Consider the following 25248-nt stretch of genomic DNA (forward strand, 5'->3'; position numbering starts at 1 on the left):
AACCGGCGGGAGATCAGCTGGACGCCGCGCGCCGTCGCCGTTCGCCCCGACGGATGAGCCCGACGAGGCCGAAGATCGCGACGATCGCGCCGATGCCGATGAGCACGTAGAGCCACGCCGCGAAGGGGTCGAGCTCGGCGAACCAGTCGCCCGCGCGCTCGCGGCGGAGCGGATCGGTGACGACCCACAGCACGATCGCGGCGGTCGCGCCGAACAGCAGGCTCCAGACCAGGGCGCCCCAGCGCACGGTCGGGCGCGGGGCCGGTTCGCTTGCGCGCGAGGCGCCGGCGGCGAAGGGCGCTGGCGCGGACGGAGCAGGCGGCACGGGGACCGGCGGCGGCGTGAGCCCGGCGAGCTGGGTGGTCGGCTGCTCGGCCGTGCCGGCGAGCTCGTCGAGCACCAGCGCGGGGTCGTCGTCGCGATCGTTCGTTGCGGCCATGGTCATTCTCCTTCGAAGATCTGCACGAACACGCTGCCCGAATCCTGGCTCAGCACCAACCGTGCATCGACGGTGGGGTCGGAGCCGGTCTCGATCGTCTCGTCGCCGCCGAACACGACGAACCGCTCGCGAACGCTGCCGCTCGGCACCTCGCTGTAGGTGCCGTCCGGCGAGATGACGGAGATCACGACGGGGCCGGCGTCGGTGAGGTCCGCCTGGATCCGTTGTCCGGGTTGGATGTAGAGATAGGTGTTCCCGGTGCCCTGGGTGAGGGTGACTTCCTGAAGTCCTGACGGGGAGTAGCCGAGTGACACGGTCGCGTCGCCGACCGGCTGGACGTAGCTGGCCGAGGCGTCGAGCACGATCGACGAGCCCGGCATGAGCAATGTGCCGAACGGCGCCACGCTCGAGGAGGCGACGGCGATGAGCATCGCGACGAGGCTCAGCGAGGTGAAGGTGGCGAGCGCACCGCTGCGGCGGCGCAGCACGGCGGCGACGAACATGCCCGCGGCGAGCACGAGGGTCGCGGTCGCGAGGGCGATCGGCACCGCCCAGCCGGCGAGCTCGTGGTCGGCGAGCGCCCAGATCGCGGCGGCGGCGCCGCCCACGAGGGCGAGGCCGAGCGCGGTGAACACGGCCGCGGCGCTCGCCCGGGGCCGGGCCGCCTTGCGGGCGGCGCGCACGGCAGCGGCCTGCGTCTGGAACTCGCGGGCCTGGGCCCGGGTCTCTTCGGCGGCCTGCGCCCGTGCCGTGCGGATCGCCTCGGTCTGCCCCGCCTTCCACTCGGCGTGCGAGTGCCGCCACTGCTGGTGCTGGTGCCGCCACTCGGCGATCTCGGCGGCGTCGGCGCCCTCGGCGGGCACGGGCGGTTCGGCGGGAAGATTCGGGTCGGCCGCGAGCGGCACGGATGCCACGGCGGCTGCTGCGGCCGTGCCGGGAGCACCGGCAGCGCCCGAGGTCGGCCCCTGGCCGGCGGCCTGCGCGGAAGCCATTCGCGCCGCACCGCCGACCGGGGAGTCCTTGGAGGAGCGCTGCGCGAGCCACACGATGAACCAGATGATCGCGCCGATGACGACGAGCGCCCAGACGATGCGGATGGGCAGCGTGAGGTCGATGCCGAAGACCGGGTCGGAGATCCGCCAGTCGGGCCACCAGCGCCAGCCGAGCCAACCGCCCTGGACGAGCGGGATGAACCCGACGACGCCCATCACCGCGATGCCGACGATCGCGGGGTCGACGACGCCCTGCGTGAGGCGCTCGAGGTGGATCTCGCCCTCGGTGTCGGGCAGCAGCAGCCACGCGATCGCGTAGACGAGCACGAAGGGGGCGCCGAGCAGCGCGATGACGACGACGATGCCCCGCACGATGATCGGGTCGATGCCGAGCCGGGCGGCGACGCCCGCGCAGACGCCGCCGAGCCAGCCGGCGCGTCGGGGCACGCCGAGACGGCGCAGCCAGGGGTAGAAGCCGGGGCCCGTGGCATCCGGCGTCGAAGCCGAACCGACCGCCCCTCCGGCCTGCGGGCCGGCGGACGCGGAGTCCCCCTGCACATCCTCCGGCGACGAACCGACCGCCCCTCCGGCCTGCGGGCCGGCGGACGCGGAGTCCCCCTGCACATCCTCCGGCGCTCGGCCGGCCTCGGGGGCGGTCTGGTTCGTCTCCATGCTTCGATGCTGGCAGGATCGGGCCACCGCCCGCGATGGGGTGAATCCCTGATTCGACCCTGAGCGTCGGGCCCGGGCCGAGGCGGCGGCGCCTCCGTCTGCTTGGATTGCAGACATGGACGAGCGCACGGCACCCGCGGTGGATGCCGCTGCGCCGTCGCCGCCAGCAGAGCCGCCGTCACCCGCGCCCGCCGGCCCCGGCCCCCGGATGACCCGTCCGCGCGACTGCGTCGCCACGGGCGTCGCGGCGGGTCTTGCCGAGCATCTCGGCTGGCGGGTCGGGCTCGTGCGGGCCGCGTTCGTCGTGGCGAGCTTCGCGAGCGGTGCGGGCCTGCTGCTCTATCTGTGGTTGTGGGCGCTGACGCCGTGGGCCGCGGGGGAGGAGCGGCCGGCGCGTCGTGCACCCGTCGCATGGCTGCTGCTCGCCGCGGCGGGGCTGTTCCTCGTCGCCGTGTGGACGCAGAGCGGCCAGTGGTACTTCACCGCCTCGGGCAGTTGGTCGCAGTGGTACACCGCGACGTTCCTCGGCATCGGGCTCGCGATCGCGGCGTCCGCATGGGCGACGCTCATCGACCGCCCCGACCCGGCGCGGGGTCCGCGCCACGAGCTGATGATCCGCAGCATCGCCACGGGGCTCCTCGCGGTGACGGCGTTCGTGCTCGTCTTCGTCGTCCGCCCCGAGGCGGGCGGGCGCATGAGCACCGTCGTGGTCTTCGCCGCCGCGCTCGCCGCGGTGCTCGGCATCGCGCTCGTGTACGTGCCGACGCTCATCGCGAAGTGGCGCGAGTTCGGCGACGAGCGGGTGAAGCGCATCCGCGAGGAGCAGCGCAGCGAGATCGCCGCGCACCTGCACGACTCGGTGCTGCAGACCCTCGCGCTCATCCAGAACCGGGCGGGCGCGACGAGCGAGGTGGCGCGCATCGCGCGGGCGCAGGAGCGGGAGCTGCGCGACTGGTTGTTCGCGGGCGACGCCCCGGCAGACAGCGATCTCGGCACCGACCTCCGCGACTTCGCGGCCGCCCTCGAGATCGACTACGCGGTGACGGTCGACGTCGTCGTGGTGGGCGAGATCCGCGAGCGGGCGAGCGGCGAGCTCGCCGCCGCCGCGCGCGAGGCCATGCTGAACGCGGCCAGGCACGCCGGAGGTGAGGTGTCGGTGTACGTGGAGTCGAGTCCCGAGGCGGTCGAGGTGTTCGTGCGCGATCGGGGGCCGGGCTTCGACCTCGCCGAGGTGCCGGGCGACCGGCTGGGCGTTCGCGAGTCGATCATCGGGCGGATGCGGCGGGCCGGCGGCTCGGGTTCGGTGGCGCCGGGCGTCGGCGGCGTCGGCACCGAGGTGCGGCTGCGGTTCCCGGCCGAGCGCGCCGGAGCGGAGGGGAACCGTGGCTGAGCGCGAGCGGGTGCGGGTCGTCGTGGTCGACGACCATTCGATCTTCCGTTCGGGGTTGAAGGCCGACCTCGACGACACGATCGACGTCGTCGGCGAGGCGTACGACGTCGAGTCGGCGGTCGAGGCAGTCACTGCCGCGGCGCCCGACGTGGTCCTCCTCGACGTGCACCTGCCGGGCGTCGCGGTGCCCGCGGGCTCGAGCGGCGGGGCCGAGGTGATCCGCCGGGCGGCGAACGCCGTGCCCGGTACGAAGTTCCTCGCGCTCTCGGTCTCCGACAAGGCCGAAGACGTCGTCGGTGTCATCAGGGCCGGCGCCCGCGGCTACATCACGAAGGGCTCATCGGGCGCCGACGTCAGCCGGGCCGTGCACGCCGTCGCGGGCGGCGACGCCGTGTTCTCGCCGAAGCTCGCGGGCTTCGTGCTCGACGCCTTCGGCGCCGCCCTCGGCGAGACCGCGCAGGCGAACGACGAACTCGACCGGCTCTCCGCCCGCGAGCAGGAGGTGATGCGCCTCATCGCCCGCGGCTACGCCTACAAGGAGGTCGCGGCCGAGCTCTTCATCTCGACGAAGACGGTCGAGACGCACGTCTCGGCAGTGCTGCGCAAGCTCCAGCTCTCGAGCCGGCACGAGCTCACGGCGTGGGCGAACGCGCGGCGCCTGCTCTGAGGCATCCGGCGCCTTCGTGCTCGTGAGTAGGTAGTTCCCCCGATCCCGCGCCGTCGCGCCCGCGGTTAGCCTCGCGGCATCGCACGACGATTCGGAGGGAACCATGACGGTACGGCACGGAGTACGGATGTCGGCGGCGGCGCTCACCGCCGCACTCGCGGCCGGAGCGCTCACGCTCGGCGCGGCCGGTGCGGCGCAGAGCCACGGGTGGATCGGGGGCAGTGCATCCGACCTCACGGCGCGTGCCGCGATGCCCGGCAACACGGGTCTCGGGCAGGTGCAGTACGAACCGCAGAGCATCGAGGGCGTGGGCGACTACCCCGTCGGCGGCCCGGCCGACGGCAAGCTCGCCTCGGCGGGGGTCGCGGCGTTCGCCCCGCTCGACGAGCAGAGCGCGACCCGCTGGGTGAAGAACGAGGTGAGCCCCGGCGCGCACCAGTTCGGCTGGACGTTCACCGCGCCGCACAACACCGAGAAGTTCACGTACTACATCACGAAGAACGGCTGGGACCCGAACGCCCCCCTCGACCGCGGCGACTTCGAGCTGCTGAAGAACTTGCCCCACGACGGTTCGGCGGCGAGCACGAACCCGGTGCACACCGTGAACATCCCGGCGGACCACTCGGGCTACCACGTGATCCTCGCGGTCTGGGAGATCTCGAACACGGTCAACGCGTTCTACAACGTCATCGACGTGAACATCTCGGGCGGTCAGACCCCGGTGGATGTCACGGCGCCGACGGCGCCCACGGGCCTTGCCGCGACCTCGACGTCGCAGACCTCGGTCTCCCTCGGCTGGAACGCGTCGAGCGACGCCGTCGCGGTGTCGGGCTACCGCGTGTTCCGCGACGGCGCCCAGGTCGGCACGACCACGACGCGCGCCTACACCGACTCGGGGCTCACGGCGGCGACGGCGTACCGCTACACGGTGCGCGCATTCGACGCGGCGGGCAACCTCTCGGCGGCGTCGGCCGAGCTCGCCGTGACGACGCAGGCGCCGCCCGCGGTCGACACGCAGGCGCCGACGGCGCCGACCGGGGTGCACAGCATGGGCACGACCTCGTCGAGCGTCGACCTCATGTGGGGCGCGTCGAGCGATGACACCGGCGTGGTGTCGTACCGCGTGGAGCGGGCGACGGGTTCGGGCGCCTTCGCGCAGGTGGCGCAGGTGACGGGCACCTCCCTCATGGACGCGGGGCTCGCTGCGGCGACGGCGTACCGCTACCGGGTGCTCGCCGTGGACGCCGCGGGCAACGTCTCGGCGCCGAGCGCGGTGTTCGGGGTGACGACGGCGGCCGCGCCGACCGACCCGACCGTGCCGACGTGGAACCCCTCCGGCAGCTATGCGAAGGGCCAGGTCGTGCAGTACGGCGGCACTCGCTACGAGTGCGTGCAGAGCCACACGGGCGTCGGCGACCCGAACTGGATCACGGCTCGCGCGCTGTGGAAGCCGCTCGCCTGAGCCGGCGGAACACACGGAACGGCCCGGGGCGACCCGGGCCGTTCGCATGCCTGGTGTCACCGTGACATCAATCTGACACCAGAGACCTTGACATGACACCACGGTGGTGTCATATTGGTGTCATGGAACTCTCGCACTACGTCGACGAACTGCACCGCCAGCTGGCGATCGCGGCCGAGGCCGGGGGTGACGACGCCCGGCAGCTCGCCGAGCGACTCACCGCCCCGCTCGACGCCGCGGCCCGGCTCGTGCTGCTCGAAGCACTGTCGGCCGCCGCGGGAGAGATCACGGTCGAGCTCGCCCCCGGGTCGGTCGAGGTGCGACTGCGCGGGCGCGAGCCCGAGTTCGTCGTGTCGAAGCCGGCGCAGCCGGTGTTCGCCGCAGAGGTCGCACTGCCGACGCCGCCCGCGGCGCCCGCGGCGCCCGTGGCGCCCGCGCCGCTCGACGACGAGGGCGGCACGAGCCGCACCACGCTCCGCCTGCCCGACCACCTCAAGGCGCGGGTCGAAGAGGCCGCCGCACGCGACGGGCTGTCGGTGAACACCTGGCTTGTGCGGGCGGTCGGCCAGGCCCTCGAGCAGCCGACGCGGGTGCCGAACCAGCAGGCCCAGCCGGCCTCACGGGGCGCGCGCGGCGGCGAACGACTCACGGGCTGGGTGCGATGACCCCACACCCCACGAGCTGACCCCGCGCAGCACCACCGCACACTTCCGGCCCACGGGCCGTCATCCAGACGCACTCATCACGAGGAGATCAGTCATGCCCGTTTTCGCAACCCCGAACCCCATCGACGTCGTGCTCGACGTCGCCGCCGGCAACATCCGCGTCATCGCGAGCGATCGCGACGACACCGTCGTCGAGGTCAGGCCGAGCCGCCCCGGCCGCGCCGCCGACGTGAAGACGGCCGAGAAGGCCGAGATCGAGTACTTCGACGGTCGCCTGCGGGTGCGCACCGCCAAGGTGCGGCTCGGCTGGATCGGTCCGTCCGACTCGGTCGACGTCACCATCGAGCTCCCGCTCGGCTCCTCGGTGCAGGGCGCCGTCGCCGCCGGCAACCTCCGCACGGAGGGTCGGCTCGGCGCCTGCCGCATGAAGTCGGGCGCGGGCGACCTCACCGTCGACGCGGCGGGCCCGGTGCAGTTGCGCACCGGCGCCGGCTCGATCGTCGTCGGCACCGCGACCGGTGACGCCGAGCTCCACGCCGCGACCGGCAGCGTCCGCCTCGGCGACGTGTACGGCGACGCCGCGGTCACGAGCTCCTACGGCGACACCACCATCGGCGAGGTGTCGGGTCTGCTCACCGTGAAGGGCGCGTACGGCTCGATCTGGGTCGACCGCGCCGGCTCCTCGGCGAGCATCAAGACCGCCCACGGCGGTGTGCGCATCGCCGAGGTGACCGCGGGCGAGGTCGATCTCGAGAGCTCCTTCGGCGGGCTCGAGGTCGGCATCGCGCAGGGCACCGCCGCCTGGATCGACGTGTCGACCGAGCACGGCACCGTCACCAACACCCTCAGCGTGGGCGACGGCCCGGCCGAGTCCGAGCGCACCGTGCAGGTACGCGCCCACAGCTCGTGGGGAGACATCGTCATCCGACGGGCCTGAACCGTCGGGGCGCGGCCCCGACGTCGAACCAGCTCGTGGGGAGACATCGTCATCCGACGGGCCTGAACCGTCGGGGCGCGGCCCCGATGTACGTCGCCGCCCCGACGCCGAACACGCCGCGCTCGCGGCGCACGAACACCGCGCACCACGCGGCATCCACTCACCGAATCGCGACCCTCGCGATGCTCGAGCCTGCCCGAACGGCAGGCGAAGCCCTGCCCTCCGCGCGAACGACGCGGGCGCAGGAGAAGGAGTACGGCAATGAACCAGCAGTCCATCCCCGCGATCAGTGTGCGGGGCCTCCGCAAGTCGTACAAGCAGAAGGTCGTGCTCGACGGCATCGACCTCGACGTCGCCCCGGGCAGCATCTTCGCCCTGCTCGGCCCGAACGGCGCCGGCAAGACCACCATGGTCCACATCCTCACCACCCTGCTGCGCCCCGACGGCGGCGAGGCGCGGGTCGGCGGCTTCGACGTCACGGCCGATGCCGACGGGGTGCGCAGCCTGATCGGCCTCACCGGGCAGTTCGCCGCTGTCGACACCCTCCTCACGGGTCGCGAGAACCTGCAGCTCATGGCGGATCTGCGGCACCTGCCGAAGCGGCAGGGCCGGGCCCGCGTCGACGCCCTGCTCGAGCAGTTCGACCTCGTCGAGGCGGCGGGCAAGCCGCTGTCGACGTATTCGGGCGGCATGCGCCGCCGGCTCGACCTCGCGATGACCCTCGTCGACGAGCCGAGGATCATCTTCCTCGACGAGCCGACGACGGGGCTCGACCCGCGCAGCCGCCGCACGATGTGGCAGATCGTGCGCGGGCTCGCCGACCGCGGGGTGACGATCTTCCTCACCACGCAGTACCTCGAGGAGGCCGACGAACTCGCCGACCGCATCGCGCTGCTCGACGGCGGCAGGTTCGTCGCCGAGGGCACCGCGACCGAGCTCAAGCGTCGCATCGGCGGCGGCCGCATCAGGCTGCAGTTCGCGGATGCCACGGCGCTCGCGACTGCGGCCGACGCCCTCGTCGGCGCGGCCGACGGGATCGAGCGCGACGACGAGACCCTCACCCTCGAGGTGCCGAGCGACGGCGGCTTCGGTTCGGTCAAGCAGGTGCTCGGCCGGCTCGACGACGGAGCCCCGGTCGAGGGCCTCGAGATCCGCACGCCCGACCTCGACGACGTGTTCTTCGCGCTCACGGGTCACGGCACTCAGACGAAGGAGAACGCACGATGAGCACCGCAACCGCCACCCCGAAGGGCGTGCCCGCGCCGGCCCGCGCTCCGCGCCGCAACCACTTCCTCGCCGACGCGGTCACGATGACCCGGCGGAACCTGCTGCACATGATCCGCTATCCGGCGCTCACGATCCAGACGGTCGCGATGCCGGTCGTGTTCCTGCTGCTGTTCGTGTTCGTCTTCGGCGGCACGCTCGGCGCAGGGCTGCCGGGGGTGGGCGCCGATGCGGGCATCCCCGAGTACCTCGTGTACGTGGTGCCCGGGATCCTCCTCATCACGATCGCCGCGGCCGCACCGTCGACCGCGATCACGGTCGCGATGGACATGACCGAGGGCATCATCGCCCGCTTCCGCACGATGGCGATCTCGCGGGCGGCGGTGCTCACCGGGCACGTGCTCGGCAATCTGCTGCAGACGCTCCTCGCGGTCGCCCTCGTGTTCGGGGTGGCGCTCGCGCTCGGGTTCCGTGCGACGACCGGCCCGGCGGAGTGGGCGCTCGCGGCGGGCGTGATCGTGCTGATCGCCTTCTCGATCACCTGGCTCGGCGTGGCGTTCGGCACGGCGGCGAAGACCGTGGAGTCGGCGTCGAACGCGCCGCTCCTGCTCGTGCTCCTGCCGCTGCTCGGCAGCGGCTTCGTGCCGACCGACTCGATGCCCGCCGGCGTCGAGTGGTTCGCCGAGCACCAGCCGTTCACGCCGTTCATGGAGACGGTGCGGTCGCTCCTCACCGGCACCCCGATGGGCGACAACGGCTGGCTCACCCTCGCCTGGTGCGCCGTGCTCACGCTCATCGGCTACGTGTGGTCGCTGCGGCTGTACAACCGCAAGTCGGTGAAGTAGTCGCGCGCCGATCGAACGATCGAGCGGGGCGGATGCCCGTGGCATCCGCCCCGCTCGAGTGCGCACCGGAGCGCGTGCGCCTACTGCGTGCGCGAGAGGATGGCGTCGCGCACGTCGCGGCGCAGCACCTTGCCGATGAGCGAGCGCGGCAGCTCGTCGAAGGGCTCGACCCGCTTCGGCACCTTGTAGGGGGTGAGGCTCGCCCGGCAGAAGTCGCGGAGCGCCGTCTCGTCGAAGACGGCGCCCTCGCGCAGCTCGACGCCCGCGGCCACGATCTCGCCGCCCGTCCGGCCCGGCAGCCCGACCACCGCGGCCCCGCGCACGTCGGGGTGCGCGAGCAGCGCGACCTCGACCTCCGAGGGTGAGACGTTGAAGCCGCCCGTGATGATGAGCTCCTTCAGGCGGTCGACGATCGTGACGAAGCCGTCGCCCGAGACGCGCACGATGTCGCCCGTCCGCAGCCACCCGCCGGGGCGCAGCGTCTCAGCCGTCTCGGCGGGCCGGCGCCAGTACCCCTGGAACACCTGCGGTCCGCGCACGAGCAGTTCGCCGGCCTCGCCGGCGGGCACGTCGACGTCGGGGGCGTCGGGGTCGACGACTCGGATCTCGGTGCTCGGGAACGGCACGCCCACCGTGCCGGGGCGCCGGGTCGGCCCCATCGGGTTGCCGAGGGTGATCGGCGACGACTCGGTCATGCCGTACCCCTCGACGAGGAGGCCGCCGGTCGCCGACTCCCACAGGTCGACGGTCGCGATCGGCAGGCTCATCGCCCCCGAGATGGCGAACCGGATGCTGCGGAGCGCGCGCGGATGCTCGGCCGCGTCCCGCACGAGCCGGTCGTAGATCGGCGGCACCGCGGGCAGGAACGTCGGCGGCGAATGCCGGGCCGCGTCGAGCACGAGCTTCGAGTCGAAGGTCGGGAACAGCACCAGCCGTGCCCCGATGCTCATCGCGAAGGTGAGGCACAGCGTCATGCCGTAGGCATGGAAGAGCGGCAGCACGCCGTAGAACACCTCCTCGCCCTCGGTGAGCCCAGGCACCCACGCGCGACCCTGCATCGCGTTCGCCCGCAGGTTGCGGTGGCTGAGGATCGCGCCCTTCGGCGTGCCCGTCGTGCCGCTCGTGTACTGCAGGACGGCGGTGTCGTCGAGGCTCGGGCGCGCGTGCCGCTTCGACAGCGCGCGCCGCGACGTCAGCTGCTCCCAGGCCACGAGCCCGCGGGTCGTCGGCGTCGCGGTGATCGCGGCGCGCGAGCGCCGGGCCGCCGGCACCGGCAGTCGCAGCGCGAGGCGCTTCCCGAACGGGAGGGCGCGCGTGAGGTCGACCGAGACGATGTGGTCGGGCCGGATGTCACGGGGGAACTCCGCGATCGTGTCGGCCGCCTTGTTCCACACGATCGCGACCTTCGCACCGTGGTCCTCGAACTGGTGCCGCAGCTCGGGCGGCGTGTAGAGCGGGTTGTGCTCGACGACGATGGCGCCGAGCCGCAGCACCGCGTAGAACGCGACGACGTGCTGCGGGCAGTTCGGCAGCACGAGTGCGACGCGGTCGCCCGCCGTCACCCCGAGCCGGCGCAGCCCTTCGGCGGCCGAGGCGATCCGCGAACCGAGTTCGGCGTAGCTCGTCTCGGCGCCGAAGAACTCGAGGGCGGTGCGGCGCCCGAAGCGCCCCACCGCGTCGTCGATCATGTCGACGAGCGTCTGACTCGGCTCCTCGATGGTGTGCGCCACGCCCTCGGCGTAGTGCGCGAGCCACGGGCGGTGTTCGTACGGGTTCATGCCAGCCTCTCGGGCGGCCGATCCGTCTGCGTCGGCGGCGATGACGACCGCCGCTGCCACGGCACGCACGGATGCCGCCTCCGCGTTCCAGCGTAGGCGGCATCCATGCGGTCGGTGGAATCAGTCGACGCGGGGCGTGCTCCCGGTCGCGGTCGTGAGCGGCGCGTCGTCGGCCGGCCCCGTCACGACGGTGGGGCCTTCGCGGAGCGCCCGCTCCGCGGCATCCGCCTCTGCGCCGGCGATCGCCTCGCCGCGCGCGACCATGCCCGCCTGATCGGAGAGCGGGATCTGCTTGAGGAAGAGCGCGAGGACGAAGGCCGCGAGGATGAACGGGATGAGGTACCAGAAGACCGGGGCGAGCGAATCGGCGTACGCCGTGACGATCGCGTCGCGCACGGGGGCGGGCAGCTCGGAGAGCGCCTGCGGGTCGAGCGTCGACATCGCGTCGCCCGCCTGCGCGGCGCTCGCACCGGCATCCGTGAAGATCTTCGTGAGGTTCTCGGAGAGCCGCGTCGTGAACATCGCGCCGAAGATCGCGACGCCGAGCGACGCGCCGACCTCGCGGAAGTAGTTGTTCGTGCTCGTCGCGGTGCCGACCTGGGTGGCCGGCACGGCGTTCTGCACCACGAGCACGACGACCTGCATGATGAGGCCGAGACCCGCGCCGAACACGAACAGGTAGACGCAGATCAGCCAGATCGGGGTGTCGGCCGAGAGGGTCATCATGGCGAACATCGCCACCGCGGTGACGAGGGTGCCCGCGATCGGGTAGGCGCGGTAGCGGCCCGACCTCGAGATCGCGATGCCCGACCAGATCGAGGTGCCCATCATGCCCGCCATCATGGGCAGCATCAGGAGACCGGATGCGGTCGCCGAGGTGCCCGACGACATCTGCAGGAACGTCGGCACGAACGCGATCGCCGAGAACATGCCGATACCGAGGGTGAAGCCGATCGCGGTCGCGTTGATGAAGACCGGGTTCTTGAAGAGCGACAGCGGGATGATCGGGTCCTCGGCGCGGGCTTCGGCGAACACGAAGGCGGATGCCGCGGCGAGCAGTCCGAGCCCCCACGCCCACGTCTCGATCGCGTCCCAGCCGTGCTCGGCGCTGCCGCCGAAGTCGGTGAAGAAGATGAGGCAGACGGTCGCCGCCGAGAGCAGCATGACGCCGAGCACGTCGATGCGGCTGGTGGCCTTCTTGCTCGGCAGGGTGAGCGTGAACCAGGCGATCGCGAACGCCGCGATGCCGATCGGGATGTTGATGTAGAACGCCCACTGCCAGGTGAGGTGGTCGACGAAGTAGCCGCCGAGGAGCGGGCCGGCGACGGCCGAGAGGCCGAAGATCGCGCCGAGCGGGCCCATGTACTTGCCGCGCTCGTTGGCGGGCACGATGTCGGCGATGATCGCCTGCGAGAGGATCATGAGTCCGCCGCCGCCGAGGCCCTGCATCGCGCGGAACGCGACGAACGCCCAGAACGTCGGCGCGAACGCCGCACCGATCGAGGCGATCGTGAACAGCGCGATCGCGATGAGGAAGAGGTTGCGCCGCCCGAGCACGTCGCCGAACTTGCCGTAGATGGGCATGACGATGGTGGTGGCGAGCAGGTAGGCGGTCGTGATCCACGCCTGGTACTCGACCCCGCCGAGCTCGCCGACGATGGTCGGCATCGCCGTCGAGACGATGGTCTGGTCGAGGCTCGAGAGCAGCATGCCGGCGATGAGCGCCGAGAAGATGATCCAGATGCGCCGCTTCGTGAGGAGCAGCGGCGCGGCCGGTGTGGGTGGTGCGGTGGTCATTCGGTTCCTTCGGGAGTGGGGGAGACCTCGGCGGCGGGGGAGGCGTCGGGGCAGGGCGAGAAGAGGGTGCGTGCCGAGTCGAGCGACGCGAGGAGCAGCGTCGCGAAGTCGGCGGTGTTGCCGGGGGCGAAGTAGCGGGCGGCGGAGGCGCGCACGATCGTACCGATGAGCTGCACGGCCATGGCCGCGCGGGGGTCGCCCGGTTCGAGCCGTTCGCGGAACTCGATGACCCCGGTCATCCGCCGCTCGAGCTCGGCGCCCTCGCGCATGAACTTCGGCAGGAGGTGCGGTTCGCGCTCGACGAGCATCTCGGGGTTCGGCTCGTCGTCGGGGTGCTCGTCGTCGAAGGGGATGCTCGCGATCGCGAGGGCGATGAGGTCGGGCATGAGCGTCGCGGAGATGCCGACGGCGTCGCTCGGGCGCGCATTGACGAACTCGGTGAGCGCCTGCTCGTCGAGGGTGTCGTCGCGGTGCCCGACGACCGCGTCCTCCTTGGCATGGAAGTAGTTGAAGAAGGTGCGGCGCGAGACGCCGACGCGTTCGCAGAGCTCTTCGACGGTGAAGCCGCCCAGCCCGTGCTCCATCGTGAGCAGGCGCGCTTGGCGGGTGAGTGCGCGGCGCGTGCGCTCGCGGCGCTGCTCGCGGACGCCTTCGGGTTTCGTTGCACTCTCGCTCATAGAGTGCAATTTTGCACTATCGAATCAAGAGTGCAAAATCTACAGCAGGCCGAGCTCCATCGCCCGGGTCACGGCCCGGGTGCGATCGCTCACCTCGAGCTTCTCGAAGACGTGCAGCAGGTGCGTCTTCACCGTCGCCTCTCCGATGAACAGCAGCCCCGCGATCTCGGGGTTCGAACGACCCGCCGCGACCTCTCGCAGCACCTCGAGCTCGCGCGGCGACAGGCTCGGCATGCTCGCAGGCGGTTCGGCGGCGTCGGCGCGAACCCGCGCCACGAGCTTCGCCGCGATCGACGGCGCGAGCACCGTCTCGCCCGCCGCGACCGCGCGGATCCCCGCGAGGATCTCCTCCTGCGGCGCCGCCTTCAAGAGGTACCCGCCGGCCCCCGCCTCGATCGCCGAGAGGATGTGCTCGTCGGTCTCGTAGGTGGTGAGCACGAGCACGCGGGTGCCCGGCACGCTCGCGACGATGTCGGCGGTCGCCGTCGCGCCGTCGACGCCCGGCATGCGCAGGTCCATGAGCACGAGATCGGGATGCTCCGCCCGCGCGAGTGCGACGGCCTCGCCGCCGTTCGACGCCTGCCCGACGACCTCGATGCCCGCGGCCGTGTCGAGCAGGCCCACGATGCCCGCCCGCACGATCGGATGGTCGTCGGCCACGACCACTCGGATCGGACCCGCCTGGCTCATGCCTGCTCCTTCCTCGGAACGGTGATGCGCAGCAGCGCGCCGCGGGGCTCCGCCGCGTCGGGCTCGGCCGGGCCGAACTCGAAGGCGCCCCCGACGAGCGCCGCCCGGTCGCGCAGCCCTGCGAGCCCGAAGCCGCCGGTGCCGCCGTTCGGCCCGACGCCGTCGTCGCGCACGGTCAGCACCACCTCGTCGGCCGTCGTCGCCACCCCGATCAGGGCCCGGCTCGCCTGCGCGTGCTTGCGCACGTTCGCGAGCCCCTCCTGGGCGCAGCGCAGCAGCACGACTTCGAGTTCGCGGTCGAGCCCCGTGGCATCCGCCTCGATGTCGACCCGAACGCCCGTCTCGCGCTCGAACGCGGCACCCAGTCGGCCGAGCGCGGCCGCGAGGCCGCCGTCGGCCGACACCGGGGCGAGCGAGGCGACGAGCCCCCGTGCCTCCGTGAGGGCCTCCCGCGCCATCTGCTCGATGAGTTCGATGTCGCCGAGCGCCGCGGCGGCCGCACCGCCCTCGACACCCGCGAGTCGGTTCTCGGTGCGCTGCGCGACCATCACGAGGCCCGTGAGGCTCTGCGCGATCGTGTCGTGGATCTCGCGGGCGAGTCGCGCGCGCTCCTCGTTGACGCCCGCCTCGCGGTGCATCGCCGCGAGCTGCCCCTGCGCCGCCTGCAACTCGTCGAAGAGGCGGGCCCGCTCCTCGCCGATCGAGGCGATGTGCGTGATCCAGAGGCCGAGGGCGAGGCTGAAGCCGAGCGAGAGGGTCGCGACGGCGATGCCCGCGAGCCACCCGCCGAGACCGAAGTGCACGAGGTAGCCGACGAGCAGCGCGACGGCGATGACCACGTTCGCGACGATCGCACGCCGGGTCGACGGCGAGGTGATCCAGACGAACGGGTAGGCGAAGGCCTGCAGGATCGAGGCGCCGGGGTCGAACGCGACGCCCGTGCCGACGATCACCGCGAGCACCGCGGTGATCACGAGGTGCTGCGTGGCATCCTCGCCACCGATGCGCCCTCGCAGGTACGCGAAGTAGACGATCAGGAAGACGGCCATGACCGCCCACGCTCCCCAGTCGCTCGGGCCGTACGGGGGGTCGGAAACTCCGAACAGCACGGTCACCGCGGCGACCGCGAGCGCCGCGGCATCCCACCACCGGCGGTTCAGCATGCCGTCATGCTCTCACGCGGGGGCGGCGGGGTGCCTCACGCATCCCGCCGGATCCAGCGGAACGTGAGGCGGCTCACGACGAGCCCGACGACGAGCCAGATGCCGAGCGCGATGGCGACGCCGGGCAGGTTCCACGACTCGTTCTGCTCGAGCACCTCCCAGCCCTCGGGCAGGAACACGTAGCGCATGCCCTGCGCGATCCACTTGAGGGGGAAGAGGCTCGCGATGTCCTGCAGCCAGGCGGGCAGCATGTTCCACTGCAGGTAGACGCCCGAGATGAACTGCAGCAGCAGCACGATCGGGATCACGACGGCGGTCGCGCTCTTGCCGCTGCGGGGAACCGCGGAGAGGGCGATGCCGACGAGCGCGCACGTCACGAGCCCGAGCACGAACACCCACGCGAAGGTCAGCCACTTCTCGGGCTCCGTCGGCATCTCGATGCCGAGCACGAGCCATCCGCCGAGGATGAGGAGGCCCGCCTGCAGCGAACCGGTGACGAACACCTGGCCGATCTTGCCGAGGAAGTAGCTGATCGGCGACAGCGGCGTGCCGCCGAGCCGTTTGAGCGTGCCGTTCGACTTCTCCATCGCGATGTCGACGGCGAGGTTCTGCACGCCCGACAGCAGGATGCCGGCGGCGATCATGCCGGGCAGGTAGTACGCGGCGATCGAGATCTCCGAGCCGGGAGGCCCGACCTCGCCCTGCGCGCTGAACGCGGCGGAGAAGATCGCGAGCATCACGAACGGGAACAGGAACGTGAAGAACAGGGTGTCGAACGAGCGGAAGTAGGTCTTCGTCTCGTAGCCGATGCGGGATGCGCCGAGCGCGACCGTGCTCATGCGAGCACCTCCTCGGGGTCGGCAGCGCCGTCGACGCTGCGTACGAGTTGTAGGTACACGTCCTCGAGGCTCGGACGGATCACCTCGAGCTCGGCGGGCTCACCGCCGGCGGATGCCACGACCGCCGCCACGACGAGGCCCGGCTCGTTCGTGCGCTCCTCGTGGAGCACCCCGCCCGCGTCGCGCCATCGCACGAGCGGCACGCGCGCGTCGGCGCCGCCGATCTCGTCGATGCCGCCGAAGTCGACGAGCCGGCCTCCGGCGATCACGCCCGCTCGGTCGGCGAGCTGTGCCGCCTCGTCGAGGTAATGGGTGGTCAGGAGGATGGTCGTGCCCTCGGCCTTCAGCCCCCGGATGACCTCCCAGAACCGCCGCCGCGCCTCGGGGTCGAACCCGGTGGTCGGCTCGTCGAGGAAGAGCAGTTCGGGCCGGCCGATGATGCCGAGCGCCACGTCGACGCGGCGTTGCTGCCCGCCCGAGAGCTTCGAGATGCGGGTCTTCGCCTGCGCTTCGAGGCCGACGGCGGCGATCACCTCGTCGAGGTCGCGCGGGTTCGGGTAGAAGCCGGCGAAGTGCGCCAGCTGCTCGGTCACGGTCACGAGGCCCGACTCGCCGCTCGACTGCAGCACGATGCCGAGGCGGGCCTTCCAGTCGAGTCCGCCCTTCGCGGGGTCGGTGCCGAGCACGCTCACCTCGCCGCCCGTGCGGCTGCGGTATCCCTCGAGGATCTCGATGGTGGTCGACTTGCCGGCGCCGTTCGGCCCGAGCAGGGCGAAGGTCTCACCGGGGGAGATGTCGAAGCTCACCCCGTCGACCGCGGTCTTCTGGCCGTACTGCTTGCGGAGCTCCCGCACCCGCACGGCCGCATCGTTCGTCGTCATGCCCCCAGCGTGGCACCGCGGCGTCGCGGGCGGCAGCGCCCGACGGGTCGATTCCGGCATCCACCGATCGGTGGATGCCGAGTTGCTCGTGCAGGAGATTGGTCGCGATCCCGGCCATGAGCGAGGGATGGGGCCCGATCTCCTGCACGAGCAGCAGCGGCAGCAGCGTGGACGAGGAGCGGAGCTGCGCTCAGGCGCCGACGAGGAGGCGCGGGTGCTGCGCCTCGACGACGTTCGGGTGGGCGCGCAGCCGGCTCTTCAGCCAGTTCTCCCCGAACACGGCGTGCAGCGGGTTCGCGGGGTCGCGCGTGATGCCGTGGGCCTCTGCGGCGAGTGCCGGCGGCAGCTCGACGGTCGGGATCACGGCGTCGAGCGCGGGCCCGTGGAAGTAGGGGATGGAGATGCGCTCGGTGCCGGGCGCGGGGGAGACGACGCGGTGGTTCGTCGCCTTGAGGTACCCGCCCGTCGCGATCTCGAGGAGCTCGCCGATGTTCACGATGAACGCGCCCGCCGGGGCGACGACGTCGATCCACTCGCCGTCCTTCTCGACCTGGAGGCCCGCCTTGCCGTCCTCGACGGAGAGCAGGGTGAGCACGCCGAGGTCCTTGTGGGCGCCGACGCCCTGCGCGGGCTGCTCGGCGTCGACGCCGGGGTACCGCACGATCTTGAGGTAGGGCGAGGGGCGCTCGAAGGCGGCGTCGAAGGTGTCGGGGGCCGCGCCGAGCGATTCGGCCCAGGCGCGCAGCAGGCGGGTGCCGACCTCGTCGAGGCGGGCGATCCACTCCTCGGAGACCGCACGCAGTTCGGGAAGCGCCGACGGCCACAGGTTCGGGCCCTCGAGCACCCAGTAGTCGGCGGTGTCGGCCGTCATGTCGACGGCGGGGCGCTCGGCGCCGAGGTCGATCTGCTCGCGGATGTCGACGCGGCCGAGCGTGCGCTCGCCGCCCATGCGCGTGTAGCCGCGGAAGTGCGGGCTCGTGACGTTCTCGATCGCGAGCTTGTGCGACTCGGGCAGCGCGAAGAACGCCCGGGCCGTCGCGTAGGCGCGCTCGATGAGTTCGCGCGGGACGCCGTGGCCGATGAGCGAGAAGAAGCCGACCTCGTGGGTCGCGCGGCGGAGCTCGTCGCGGAACTGCGCCTGCTGCTCGGGGGTGCCGTTGAGCAGTGAGAGGTCGAGAACGGGAATGGCGGACATGTGGTGGTCCTTTCGGTGCCGGATGGTTCGCCGACGACCAGGCGACCCCGGCATCCGTTGACGTCGGCTGCGCGGCATCCGGGTGTCGAGATCGGTGCGAGATCGATTCGAGACGGATGCCACGGAGCTGACGCGGACGCGTCGGATGCGGCGTGAGCACGGGGCTGCGGTCGGCGGCGCGGGGAATCGCGCCCTGGGGTCGTCGGGGAGACGACCGCCTAGCGGCGACAGCAGCGACAGGTGAAGGTGCTCACGATGACGGAAACGGTAGCACGGCCGCGAATGCGGCGCGAACGCGCCCGCTCAGTGCGGCAGGACGAGCGAGATCGCGATGGCGAGCATGACGAGCGCGATGACGCCGTCGAGGATGCGCCAGGCGCGCGGCGTGGCGAGCACCCGACCGAGCAGGCGCGCCCCGTAGGCGAGGGCGAAGAACCAGACGAGGCTCGCGAGGCCCGCGCCGAGGGCGAACGCCCAGCGGCCGTCGCCGTGGCTGTTCGCCACCGAGCCGAGGAGGAACACGGTGTCGAGGTAGACGTGCGGGTTCAGCCAGGTGAGCGCGAGGCAGGTGAGCACGGCGGCGGCGAGCGTGGTGCGGCCGGCGGCCGCGGTTCGCGTGCTCGGTCCGGCGGTGACGGCGACGGATGCCCCGTGGCCGTCGGAGGCCGCGGGTGTCCCCTCCCGGGCCTCCGGCGGCCGCGGGGCGCCCGCGACGCGGCGCTCGGCCTCCTCGATCGAGTCGATCGCCTCTGCAGCCTCCGCCGTCTCGACCACGAGCGCCTCGCCCGTGGGGCGCAGCGCCCGGCGGGCGGCGAGCAGCCCGTACCCGAGGAGGAAGATCGCGCCGGCCCACCGGATCACGTCGATGAGCCACGGCACCGCGCCGAGCACTGCTCCGATGCCGGACACGCCCACGACGATGAGCACGAGGTCGCTCAGCGCGCAGATCGCGGCGACGGCGAACACGTGCTCGCGGCGGATCCCCTGGCGCAGGACGAACACGTTCTGGGCACCGATCGCGACGATGAGCGAGAGGCCGAGGCCGAAGCCGGCGAGCGCGGAGGAGAGGGACATGACTCCGAGGCTACGAACGTCTGGGCATGAATTCCAGCTCAAGATACTTCAGAAGCATTAGCGTTGCTTCAGATGCAGATTCCACTCGACCTCGCCCGCACGCTCGCCGCCGTCATCGACGAGGGCACCTTCGACGCGGCCGCACGCCGACTCCGGCTCACGCCCTCAGCGGTGTCGCAGCGCGTGAAGACGCTCGAGCTGCAGCTCGGTCGGGTGCTCGTCGTGCGCTCGAAGCCGGCCCGCGCGACCGAGGCGGGCGCCGTCGTCGTGCGCCTCGCCCGCCAGCTCGCGCTCCTCGAGCACGACGCGCTCGCCGAGTTCGGCCTCGACGAGGACGCCGACGCCGAGGCGCGCGCAGGCGCGTCGGCCCGGCGGGTCTCGATCCCGCTCGCGGTCAACGCCGACTCGCTCGCCACCTGGTTCCTGCCCGCACTGGCCCGCGTCGCCGAGGCGCACCCCGTCGTCTTCGACCTGCACCGCGACGACCAGGACTTCACCGCCGGCCTCCTCGAGTCGGGCACGGTCATGGGGGCGGTCACCTCGCAGTCGACCCCGGTCGCCGGATGCCTCGTGCGCCCCCTCGGCATCATGCGCTACGAGGCCGTGGCGACCCCCGCGTACCTCGCCAGGCACTCCGCCGCAGGCCGGCCCGGGGCGAGCGGCGACGGCGGTCGGAGCGCGGGCGGCGCCGTGGCATCCGCCCTGCCCGACTGGCTCGCGAACGCCCCGCTCGTCGACTTCGACCGGCGCGACCACCTGCAGCACGACGCGCTCCGCGCGGCGGGACTCGACCCCGAACGCGCCCCCCGGCACTACGTGCCCGCGTCGAACGACTTCGCGAACGCCGTGAAGCTCGGGCTCGGTTGGGGCATGCTGCCCGCGTTCCAATCGGCCGAGGAGCTCGCACGCGGCGAGCTCGTGCGCCTCGGCGGCCGGCCCGTCGACGTGCCGCTCTACTGGCAGCAGTGGAACCTCAGTTCACCCCTGCTCGACGCGGTGGCCGAGGCGCTCGCGAGCGAAGCACGGACGACGCTCGGCTGAACGGTCGGCGCGAGGCGCGTCGGAATGCAGTGCTGGCACGCACGCGCTCGGACGTCGGCAGGGCTAGTGTCGCGGGCGACCTGATCTTGGAGCAGTCATGAGGATCTGGGTGGTCGCTGCGCTCACGACGGCGGCGACCATCACCGCGGTCGCCGCCGCCTATGCGGTCGGGACGCTCATCGGCGTGCAGGTCGCCGCCGCGGACGGCAACCCGCCCGGTGCGGAGGCGCCGCCGAGTGAGGAGCTGAAGGCCGTCGACCTGTCGGTGCACGACGCCGTGAGCTTCCTCGCGGCCTACGATCCGAGGGGCGTCGTCTCGGTGCACTGCCCGCAGGGTTCCGTCGCCGTCGGCGGCGGACGACTCGGCTCGGGCAGCGGACTTGTGGTCGTCGACCAGGGCCCCGTCATCGGCAGCGCGGGCGCCGCCCAGCCGATCGGATGGCGCATCGAGGTCGAGCGCAGCGACCTCGATCACAGCCCGAGAACGGTCGCGGCCTACGTGGTCTGCCGTGTCACGCCCGCCGGGTGACGCGTTCGCGCGGGCTCAGCCGAACAGTCGCTGCAGTCGCTGCACGCCCTCGAGCAGGGGCTCGTCGCCGAGCGCGTAGCTGAACCGCAGGAATCCGCTCGGCCCGAACGCCTCGCCCGGCACCGCGGCGACCTCGGCCTGCTCGAGGATGAGGTCGGCGAGTTCGAGCGAGGTCGTCGGCGTGACACCGCCCCACTCGCGGCCGAGGAGGCCCGTCACGTCGGGGTAGACGTAGAACGCGCCCTCGGGCACGGGCACCGTCATGCCGTCGATCTTGGAGAGCTCGGCGACGATGAGGCGGCGGCGGCGGTCGAACGCCCGGCGCATCTCCTCGACGGGCTCCTGGGGGCCGGTGAGGGCGGCGATCGCGGCGCGCTGCGAGATGTTCGACACGTTCGACGAGAGGTGCGACTGCAGGTTCGCGGCGCCCTTGATGACGTCGGCGGGGCCGACCATCCAGCCGAGACGCCAGCCCGTCATCGCGTAGGTCTTCGCGACGCCGTTGACGAGGATCGTCTGGTCCGCGAGACCCGGCACGGCCTCGACGATCGACACGGCGCGGGGCGCGGGGCTGCCGACCTCGGAGTCGAGCGAGCCGTAGGTGAGGTTCTGGTAGATCTCGTCGGCGATGACCCAGATGCCGTGCTCGAGGGCCCACTCGCCGATCGCCTTGACCTGCTCGGGCGCGTACACCGCGCCCGTCGGGTTCGACGGGGAGACGAACAGCAGCACCTTCGTGCGGTCGGTGCGCGCGGCCTCGAGCTGCTCGACCGTGACGAGGTAGCCCTGCTCGCTGCCCGCGAAGACGTCGACCTGACGACCGCCGGCGAGCTTGATCGCCTCGGGGTACGTCGTCCAGTACGGAGTGGGCACGAGCACCTCGTCGCCCTCGTCGAGGAGCACCTGGAAGGCCTGGTAGACGGCCTGCTTGCCGCCGTTGGTCACGACGACCTGCGATGCGGATGCCTCGAGGCCCGAGTCGCGGGCGGTCTTCGCCGCGATCGCCTCGCGCAGTTCGGGCAGGCCGGCCGCGGGCGTGTAGCGGTGGTTCTTCGGGTCGCTCGTCGCGACGAGCGCGGCCTCGACGATGTGGGCGGGCGTCGCGAAATCGGGCTCGCCCGCGGCGTATGAGATGACGGGCCGACCCTCGGCCTGGAGGGCCTTCGCCTTGGCGTCGACCTTGAGGGTCGCGGACTCGGCGATGGCGGCGATGCGGGCGGAGAGACGGGCGCGTTCGGTCACGCGCACCAGCCTACGGCGCGTTCGAGCCGGATGACAGGCCGCGTTGCGGCGCAATCCATCCGAAGTGGGCCGACGGCTCGGCCGGGGTGTTCGGTCGGCTCAGCCGAGGTTCTTCAGCTCTTTGCCGTGCACGGTGAGCGCGTAGATCACGAGGATGTCGAGCGTGAGCACGATGAGCGACCACCACGGTTGCACGGGCAGCAGCGCGAGCTGGCCGAGCGCGTTGAGGATCACGAGGATCACGGCGATCACGCGAGCCCAGGTCGCGCCGGTGAAGAGCACGGCGCCGATGAGGATCAGCAGCGCACCCGAGATGACGTGCCACCAGCCCCAGCCCTCGACGTCGAACACGAGCAGTGCGCCCTGCCCGGTCGTGAGGTACGCGCTATCGGGCATGAACAGCGCCACGAAACCGTAGAGCAGGTCGAAGCCGCCGGTGACGATCAGCATGATCGCCGCGAAGGCCCCCCAGCCGACCCAGCCCGTCGTGCCTTCCGTTGACTGCGTTTCACTCATGACAACCACTCCCTCGTCGAATGGGATGCGCCGGCTCGACGAGCACGGTGCGGATGGCGCTTGATGGTGCTGAGCCACATGCTACTCACGAAGGTGCGGGAGGGGAATGGAACGCCACGCTGATCTGCTGATTCGCCTGGGCGGCCCGAATGAGGAGGGCGGATGCCGCGGCGAGGCGCCGTGGCATCCGCCCTCGCGGTCGCGACTCAGCCGGCGACCGTCACCGCGATGTCGGGCTGGTCGCTGAACACGCCGTCCATGCCCGCCGCGAGATACACCGCGATCTCGCCGGCGAGATCGCCCGCCTCGTTCGGCACCTGGCTCGACCGGAACTCGACCGGGAGGAACTGGTTCTCGAGGCGGAAGGTCCAACCGTGCACCTCGAGGCCGGCCGCGTGCGCGTCGGCGATCACGGCCGACGGCGCGGCGAGGTTGCCCCCGGCCGTCCGCGGGATGAGGACCGACTTCTCGGCCCCGATGCCGTCGGCGTAGTCCGCGATCTCGGCGAGGCCCGCGGGCGTCACGAGGTCGCTGTAGCGGCGCGGATCGCCCGCGAGGGTGAAGTCGTACGGCCGCCCCGAGTTGCTGATCAGCTGCGCGAGTCGCACCTCGGTCATGGTGTCGAGCTCGCGCAGGTTCGACACCTCGAAGCTCTGCACGATCACGGGCGCGTCGGCATCGTCGACGCCGTTCGCCTGCAGGGCCGCGACGAGCGGCTCCTCCAGCGAGAGGCCGATCGAGTCGAAGTACGTCGGGTGCTTCGTCTCGGGGTAGACGCCGACCTGGCGGCCGTCGCAGCTGATCGAGTGGCGGGCGAGGTCGATGACCTCGTCGAGGGTGGGCACCTGGTAGAGCCCGTCGAACGCGGTGTTCGCCGGACGGGTCTGCGGCAGCCGTTCCTTCGCACGCAGGGTGCGGAGCTCGGCGAGCGTGAAGTCCTCGGTGAACCAGCCGGTCGTCTTCACCCCGTCGATCGTCTTCGTGGTGCGGCGGTCGGCGAACTCGGGCCGGGCGGCGACGTTCGTGGTGCCGCTGATCTCGTTCTCGTGGCGGGCGACGAGCACGCCGTCCTTCGTCGACACGACGTCGGGCTCGATGTAGTCGGCGCACTGCACGATGGCCTGCTCGTAGGCGGCGAGGGTGTGCTCGGGGCGGTACCCGCTCGCGCCCCGGTGGCCGATGACGGTCACCGTCTCGGGCTCGATCTTCGTGCGGTCGAGGTCGATCACGGCGAACTCGGTGTCGTCGGGCGCGCCGGGAACGCGGGCGTCGTTGCCGGGGTAGTTGTTGTCGTTGCCGATGAGCAGGCGACCGTCCTTCAGCTGCACGATCGTCTCGAAGGACTGCACGGGCAGCGAGAACACCTCACCGGTGCCGTAGCCGTCGCCCGCGCCGATGCCGTCGGGGTTCGCGATCCGGAGCGCGTCGAGCACGAGCGTCTTCTCGAGGTACCCGGCGGGATCGGCTCGCTTCAGGTCGACCTGGTAGACGCGCTTCGTGACCGACTGATCGCCCTCGAAGTCGTCGCGCTCGACGACGAGCAGCACGCCGTTCTTCACCGTGAAGGCGTCGCCGATGACGTTCGCCTCCTGGTCGGTCTGGTAGCTCCACGTGCGACCGGTGTAACCGCCGCGCTTCGTGTCGAACTCGTGGATCTCACGGCGGCGGAGGTCGGTGTCGTCGGCATAGGCGCCCTCGACGATCGGGTAGAGGTATCGGCCGTTGACCGAGGCGGCGAGCGCCTCGAAGCCGCGGCTCGCGCGCACCCGCGGCGTCTCGCCGGCGGCGAGGTACGGGTTCTGGGGCGACTTCGCGCCGTCGAGCGAGTAGGGCTTCTCGAGCAGCGTGCCCTCGGCGTCGAAGTGCAGCAGGAACGGGCCGAACTCCTCGCCCACCCAGAAGCTGCCGTCCTTCGCGCGGACCACCGACTCGATGTCGAAGTCGGCGCCGGTGAGCAGGCGCTCATCGGTCGCGCCGTTCACGATGGGGAAGTCGAGCACCCCGTTGCGATCGTTGTACGAGATGAATCGCAGGGTCTCGATCGAGCCGTCGCCGCCGTCGGCGGTCTGCCAGGCGGGCCGGACGAGGTAGTTGCGCAGCAGGAAGTCGGCCGAGTTGCCCTTCGTCCCGAACCCGTTGTCGGGCTGGGCCCAGAAGGTGCCGTCGCCGTTCTCGATGACGGCCGAGAAACCGGGGACGACCTGGCCGTCCCAGGGGCCCTGGCGGCCGTTCGCGGCGGAGGCGAGTGCGCCCGACGAGGGGCCCTCCGCGAGGAAGTCGGCCGACAGGGTGGCCCGGGCGACCAGCGTCGGCTCGAACGAGTGCATCGGCGAGGTGGGGGTCGTCTGCCCGTTGCCGACGGCGTAGGCCGGTGCGGCGAGCAGGATGGCGGCCGCGGTGGCGGTCGCGGCGGTGGCGGCGATGGCGCGCGGCAGGGCGCGTCGCGTGAGGTTTCGGCTCATGCCGCGAGCCAATCGGCCGCGGCGTGCGGCACCGTGTCAGTTCGGCGACGGTTCGGCGACGACCGGGTGAA

23 protein-coding genes are annotated in these 25248 nt (G+C 71.9%); 9 read left to right on the forward strand and 14 right to left on the reverse strand.

The annotated features are described in order from the left end of the window. Window positions 1-13: 13 nt before the first annotated feature. Both ACFVTX_RS06575 and ACFVTX_RS06580 read right to left on the reverse strand, forming a co-directional pair. On the reverse strand, window positions 14-439 hold the full coding sequence (locus ACFVTX_RS06575) for a hypothetical protein (protein WP_386898785.1): 426 nt from the start codon (window positions 437-439) through the stop codon (window positions 14-16). Between the two features lie 2 nt (window positions 440-441). Further along, window positions 442-2103 carry a PspC domain-containing protein gene (locus tag ACFVTX_RS06580; protein WP_386898786.1) on the reverse strand — a complete coding sequence of 554 codons (1662 nt, stop codon included), beginning with the start codon at window positions 2101-2103 and terminating at the stop codon, window positions 442-444. Window positions 2104-2218: 115 nt separating this feature from the next. On the opposite strand from ACFVTX_RS06580, the gene ACFVTX_RS06585 reads away from it, so the two are divergent. The 7 genes from ACFVTX_RS06585 (at window position 2219) to ACFVTX_RS06615 (ending at window position 9293) form a co-directional block, all read left to right on the forward strand. Further along, on the forward strand, window positions 2219-3493 hold the full coding sequence (locus tag ACFVTX_RS06585) for a PspC domain-containing protein (protein ID WP_386898787.1): 1275 nt from the start codon (window positions 2219-2221) through the stop codon (window positions 3491-3493). After that, window positions 3486-4160: a LuxR C-terminal-related transcriptional regulator gene (locus ACFVTX_RS06590; RefSeq protein WP_386898788.1), complete on the forward strand. Its 675-nt coding sequence runs from the start codon at window positions 3486-3488 to the stop codon at window positions 4158-4160. Before ACFVTX_RS06585 ends, ACFVTX_RS06590 begins: the two co-directional genes overlap by 8 nt. A 103-nt stretch (window positions 4161-4263) precedes the next feature. Beyond that, window positions 4264-5622: a lytic polysaccharide monooxygenase gene (locus tag ACFVTX_RS06595; protein WP_386898789.1), complete on the forward strand. Its 1359-nt coding sequence runs from the start codon at window positions 4264-4266 to the stop codon at window positions 5620-5622. A 122-nt stretch (window positions 5623-5744) separates the two neighbouring features. Further along, window positions 5745-6287 carry a histidine kinase gene (locus ACFVTX_RS06600; protein ID WP_386898790.1) on the forward strand — a complete coding sequence of 181 codons (543 nt, stop codon included), beginning with the start codon at window positions 5745-5747 and terminating at the stop codon, window positions 6285-6287. 94 nt (window positions 6288-6381) lie between these two features. Further along, window positions 6382-7224, forward strand: a complete 843-nt coding sequence (locus ACFVTX_RS06605; RefSeq protein ID WP_386898791.1) for a DUF4097 domain-containing protein — start codon at window positions 6382-6384, stop codon at window positions 7222-7224. A gap of 261 nt (window positions 7225-7485) precedes the next feature. Continuing rightward, window positions 7486-8451, forward strand: coding sequence for an ATP-binding cassette domain-containing protein (locus ACFVTX_RS06610; protein ID WP_386898792.1), 966 nt, complete (start codon window positions 7486-7488; stop codon window positions 8449-8451). Then, entirely contained in the window at window positions 8448-9293 is an 846-nt protein-coding gene (locus ACFVTX_RS06615) for an ABC transporter permease (protein WP_386898793.1), read from the forward strand. The genes ACFVTX_RS06610 and ACFVTX_RS06615 overlap by 4 nt, the downstream gene beginning before the upstream one ends. Window positions 9294-9373: 80 nt before the next feature. Here ACFVTX_RS06615 and ACFVTX_RS06620 read toward each other — a convergent pair whose 3' ends face one another. From ACFVTX_RS06620 to ACFVTX_RS06660, 9 genes are all read right to left on the reverse strand, one after another. Beyond that, on the reverse strand, window positions 9374-11113 hold the full coding sequence (locus ACFVTX_RS06620; RefSeq protein WP_386899401.1) for a long-chain-fatty-acid--CoA ligase: 1740 nt from the start codon (window positions 11111-11113) through the stop codon (window positions 9374-9376). Window positions 11114-11191: 78 nt separating this feature from the next. Beyond that, window positions 11192-12868 carry an MDR family MFS transporter gene (locus ACFVTX_RS06625; RefSeq protein WP_386898794.1) on the reverse strand — a complete coding sequence of 559 codons (1677 nt, stop codon included), beginning with the start codon at window positions 12866-12868 and terminating at the stop codon, window positions 11192-11194. Then, window positions 12865-13545, reverse strand: coding sequence for a TetR/AcrR family transcriptional regulator (locus ACFVTX_RS06630; protein ID WP_386898795.1), 681 nt, complete (start codon window positions 13543-13545; stop codon window positions 12865-12867). Before ACFVTX_RS06630 ends, ACFVTX_RS06625 begins: the two co-directional genes overlap by 4 nt. Window positions 13546-13584: 39 nt before the next feature. Beyond that, complete coding sequence (locus ACFVTX_RS06635) at window positions 13585-14235, reverse strand: response regulator (protein WP_386898796.1); 651 nt, start codon at window positions 14233-14235, stop codon at window positions 13585-13587. Beyond that, window positions 14232-15398 (reverse strand): sensor histidine kinase, encoded by a 1167-nt coding sequence (locus tag ACFVTX_RS06640; protein WP_386898797.1) that lies wholly within the window; start codon window positions 15396-15398, stop codon window positions 14232-14234. The genes ACFVTX_RS06635 and ACFVTX_RS06640 overlap by 4 nt, the downstream gene beginning before the upstream one ends. Before the next feature lie 35 nt (window positions 15399-15433). Further along, complete coding sequence (locus tag ACFVTX_RS06645) at window positions 15434-16237, reverse strand: ABC transporter permease (RefSeq protein ID WP_386898798.1); 804 nt, start codon at window positions 16235-16237, stop codon at window positions 15434-15436. After that, complete coding sequence (locus ACFVTX_RS06650) at window positions 16234-17118, reverse strand: ABC transporter ATP-binding protein (protein WP_386898799.1); 885 nt, start codon at window positions 17116-17118, stop codon at window positions 16234-16236. The genes ACFVTX_RS06645 and ACFVTX_RS06650 overlap by 4 nt, the downstream gene beginning before the upstream one ends. Before the next feature lie 190 nt (window positions 17119-17308). Then, on the reverse strand, window positions 17309-18313 hold the full coding sequence (locus ACFVTX_RS06655) for an isopenicillin N synthase family dioxygenase (protein ID WP_386898800.1): 1005 nt from the start codon (window positions 18311-18313) through the stop codon (window positions 17309-17311). 303 nt (window positions 18314-18616) lie between these two features. Beyond that, the gene (locus ACFVTX_RS06660; protein ID WP_386898801.1) at window positions 18617-19387 is read right to left on the reverse strand and encodes a LysE/ArgO family amino acid transporter; all 771 of its coding nucleotides are present in this window, start codon (window positions 19385-19387) and stop codon (window positions 18617-18619) included. 72 nt (window positions 19388-19459) lie between these two features. Here ACFVTX_RS06660 and ACFVTX_RS06665 point away from each other — a divergent pair, with 72 nt between their 5' ends. Beyond that, complete coding sequence (locus ACFVTX_RS06665; protein WP_386898802.1) at window positions 19460-20428, forward strand: LysR family transcriptional regulator ArgP; 969 nt, start codon at window positions 19460-19462, stop codon at window positions 20426-20428. A 97-nt stretch (window positions 20429-20525) separates the two neighbouring features. After that, entirely contained in the window at window positions 20526-20957 is a 432-nt protein-coding gene (locus ACFVTX_RS06670; RefSeq protein WP_386898803.1) for a hypothetical protein, read from the forward strand. A gap of 15 nt (window positions 20958-20972) precedes the next feature. Here ACFVTX_RS06670 and ACFVTX_RS06675 read toward each other — a convergent pair whose 3' ends face one another. The 3 genes from ACFVTX_RS06675 to ACFVTX_RS06685 form a co-directional block, all read right to left on the reverse strand. Then, window positions 20973-22199 (reverse strand): pyridoxal phosphate-dependent aminotransferase, encoded by a 1227-nt coding sequence (locus ACFVTX_RS06675; RefSeq protein ID WP_386898804.1) that lies wholly within the window; start codon window positions 22197-22199, stop codon window positions 20973-20975. Between the two features lie 99 nt (window positions 22200-22298). Continuing rightward, the gene (locus ACFVTX_RS06680; RefSeq protein ID WP_386898805.1) at window positions 22299-22715 is read right to left on the reverse strand and encodes a hypothetical protein; all 417 of its coding nucleotides are present in this window, start codon (window positions 22713-22715) and stop codon (window positions 22299-22301) included. Between the two features lie 206 nt (window positions 22716-22921). Further along, window positions 22922-25177, reverse strand: coding sequence for an esterase-like activity of phytase family protein (locus ACFVTX_RS06685; RefSeq protein ID WP_386898806.1), 2256 nt, complete (start codon window positions 25175-25177; stop codon window positions 22922-22924). Window positions 25178-25248 lie beyond the last annotated feature (71 nt).

The organism is Agromyces sp. NPDC058136 (genome assembly GCF_042884375.1).
GTDB lineage: Bacteria > Actinomycetota > Actinomycetes > Actinomycetales > Microbacteriaceae > Agromyces.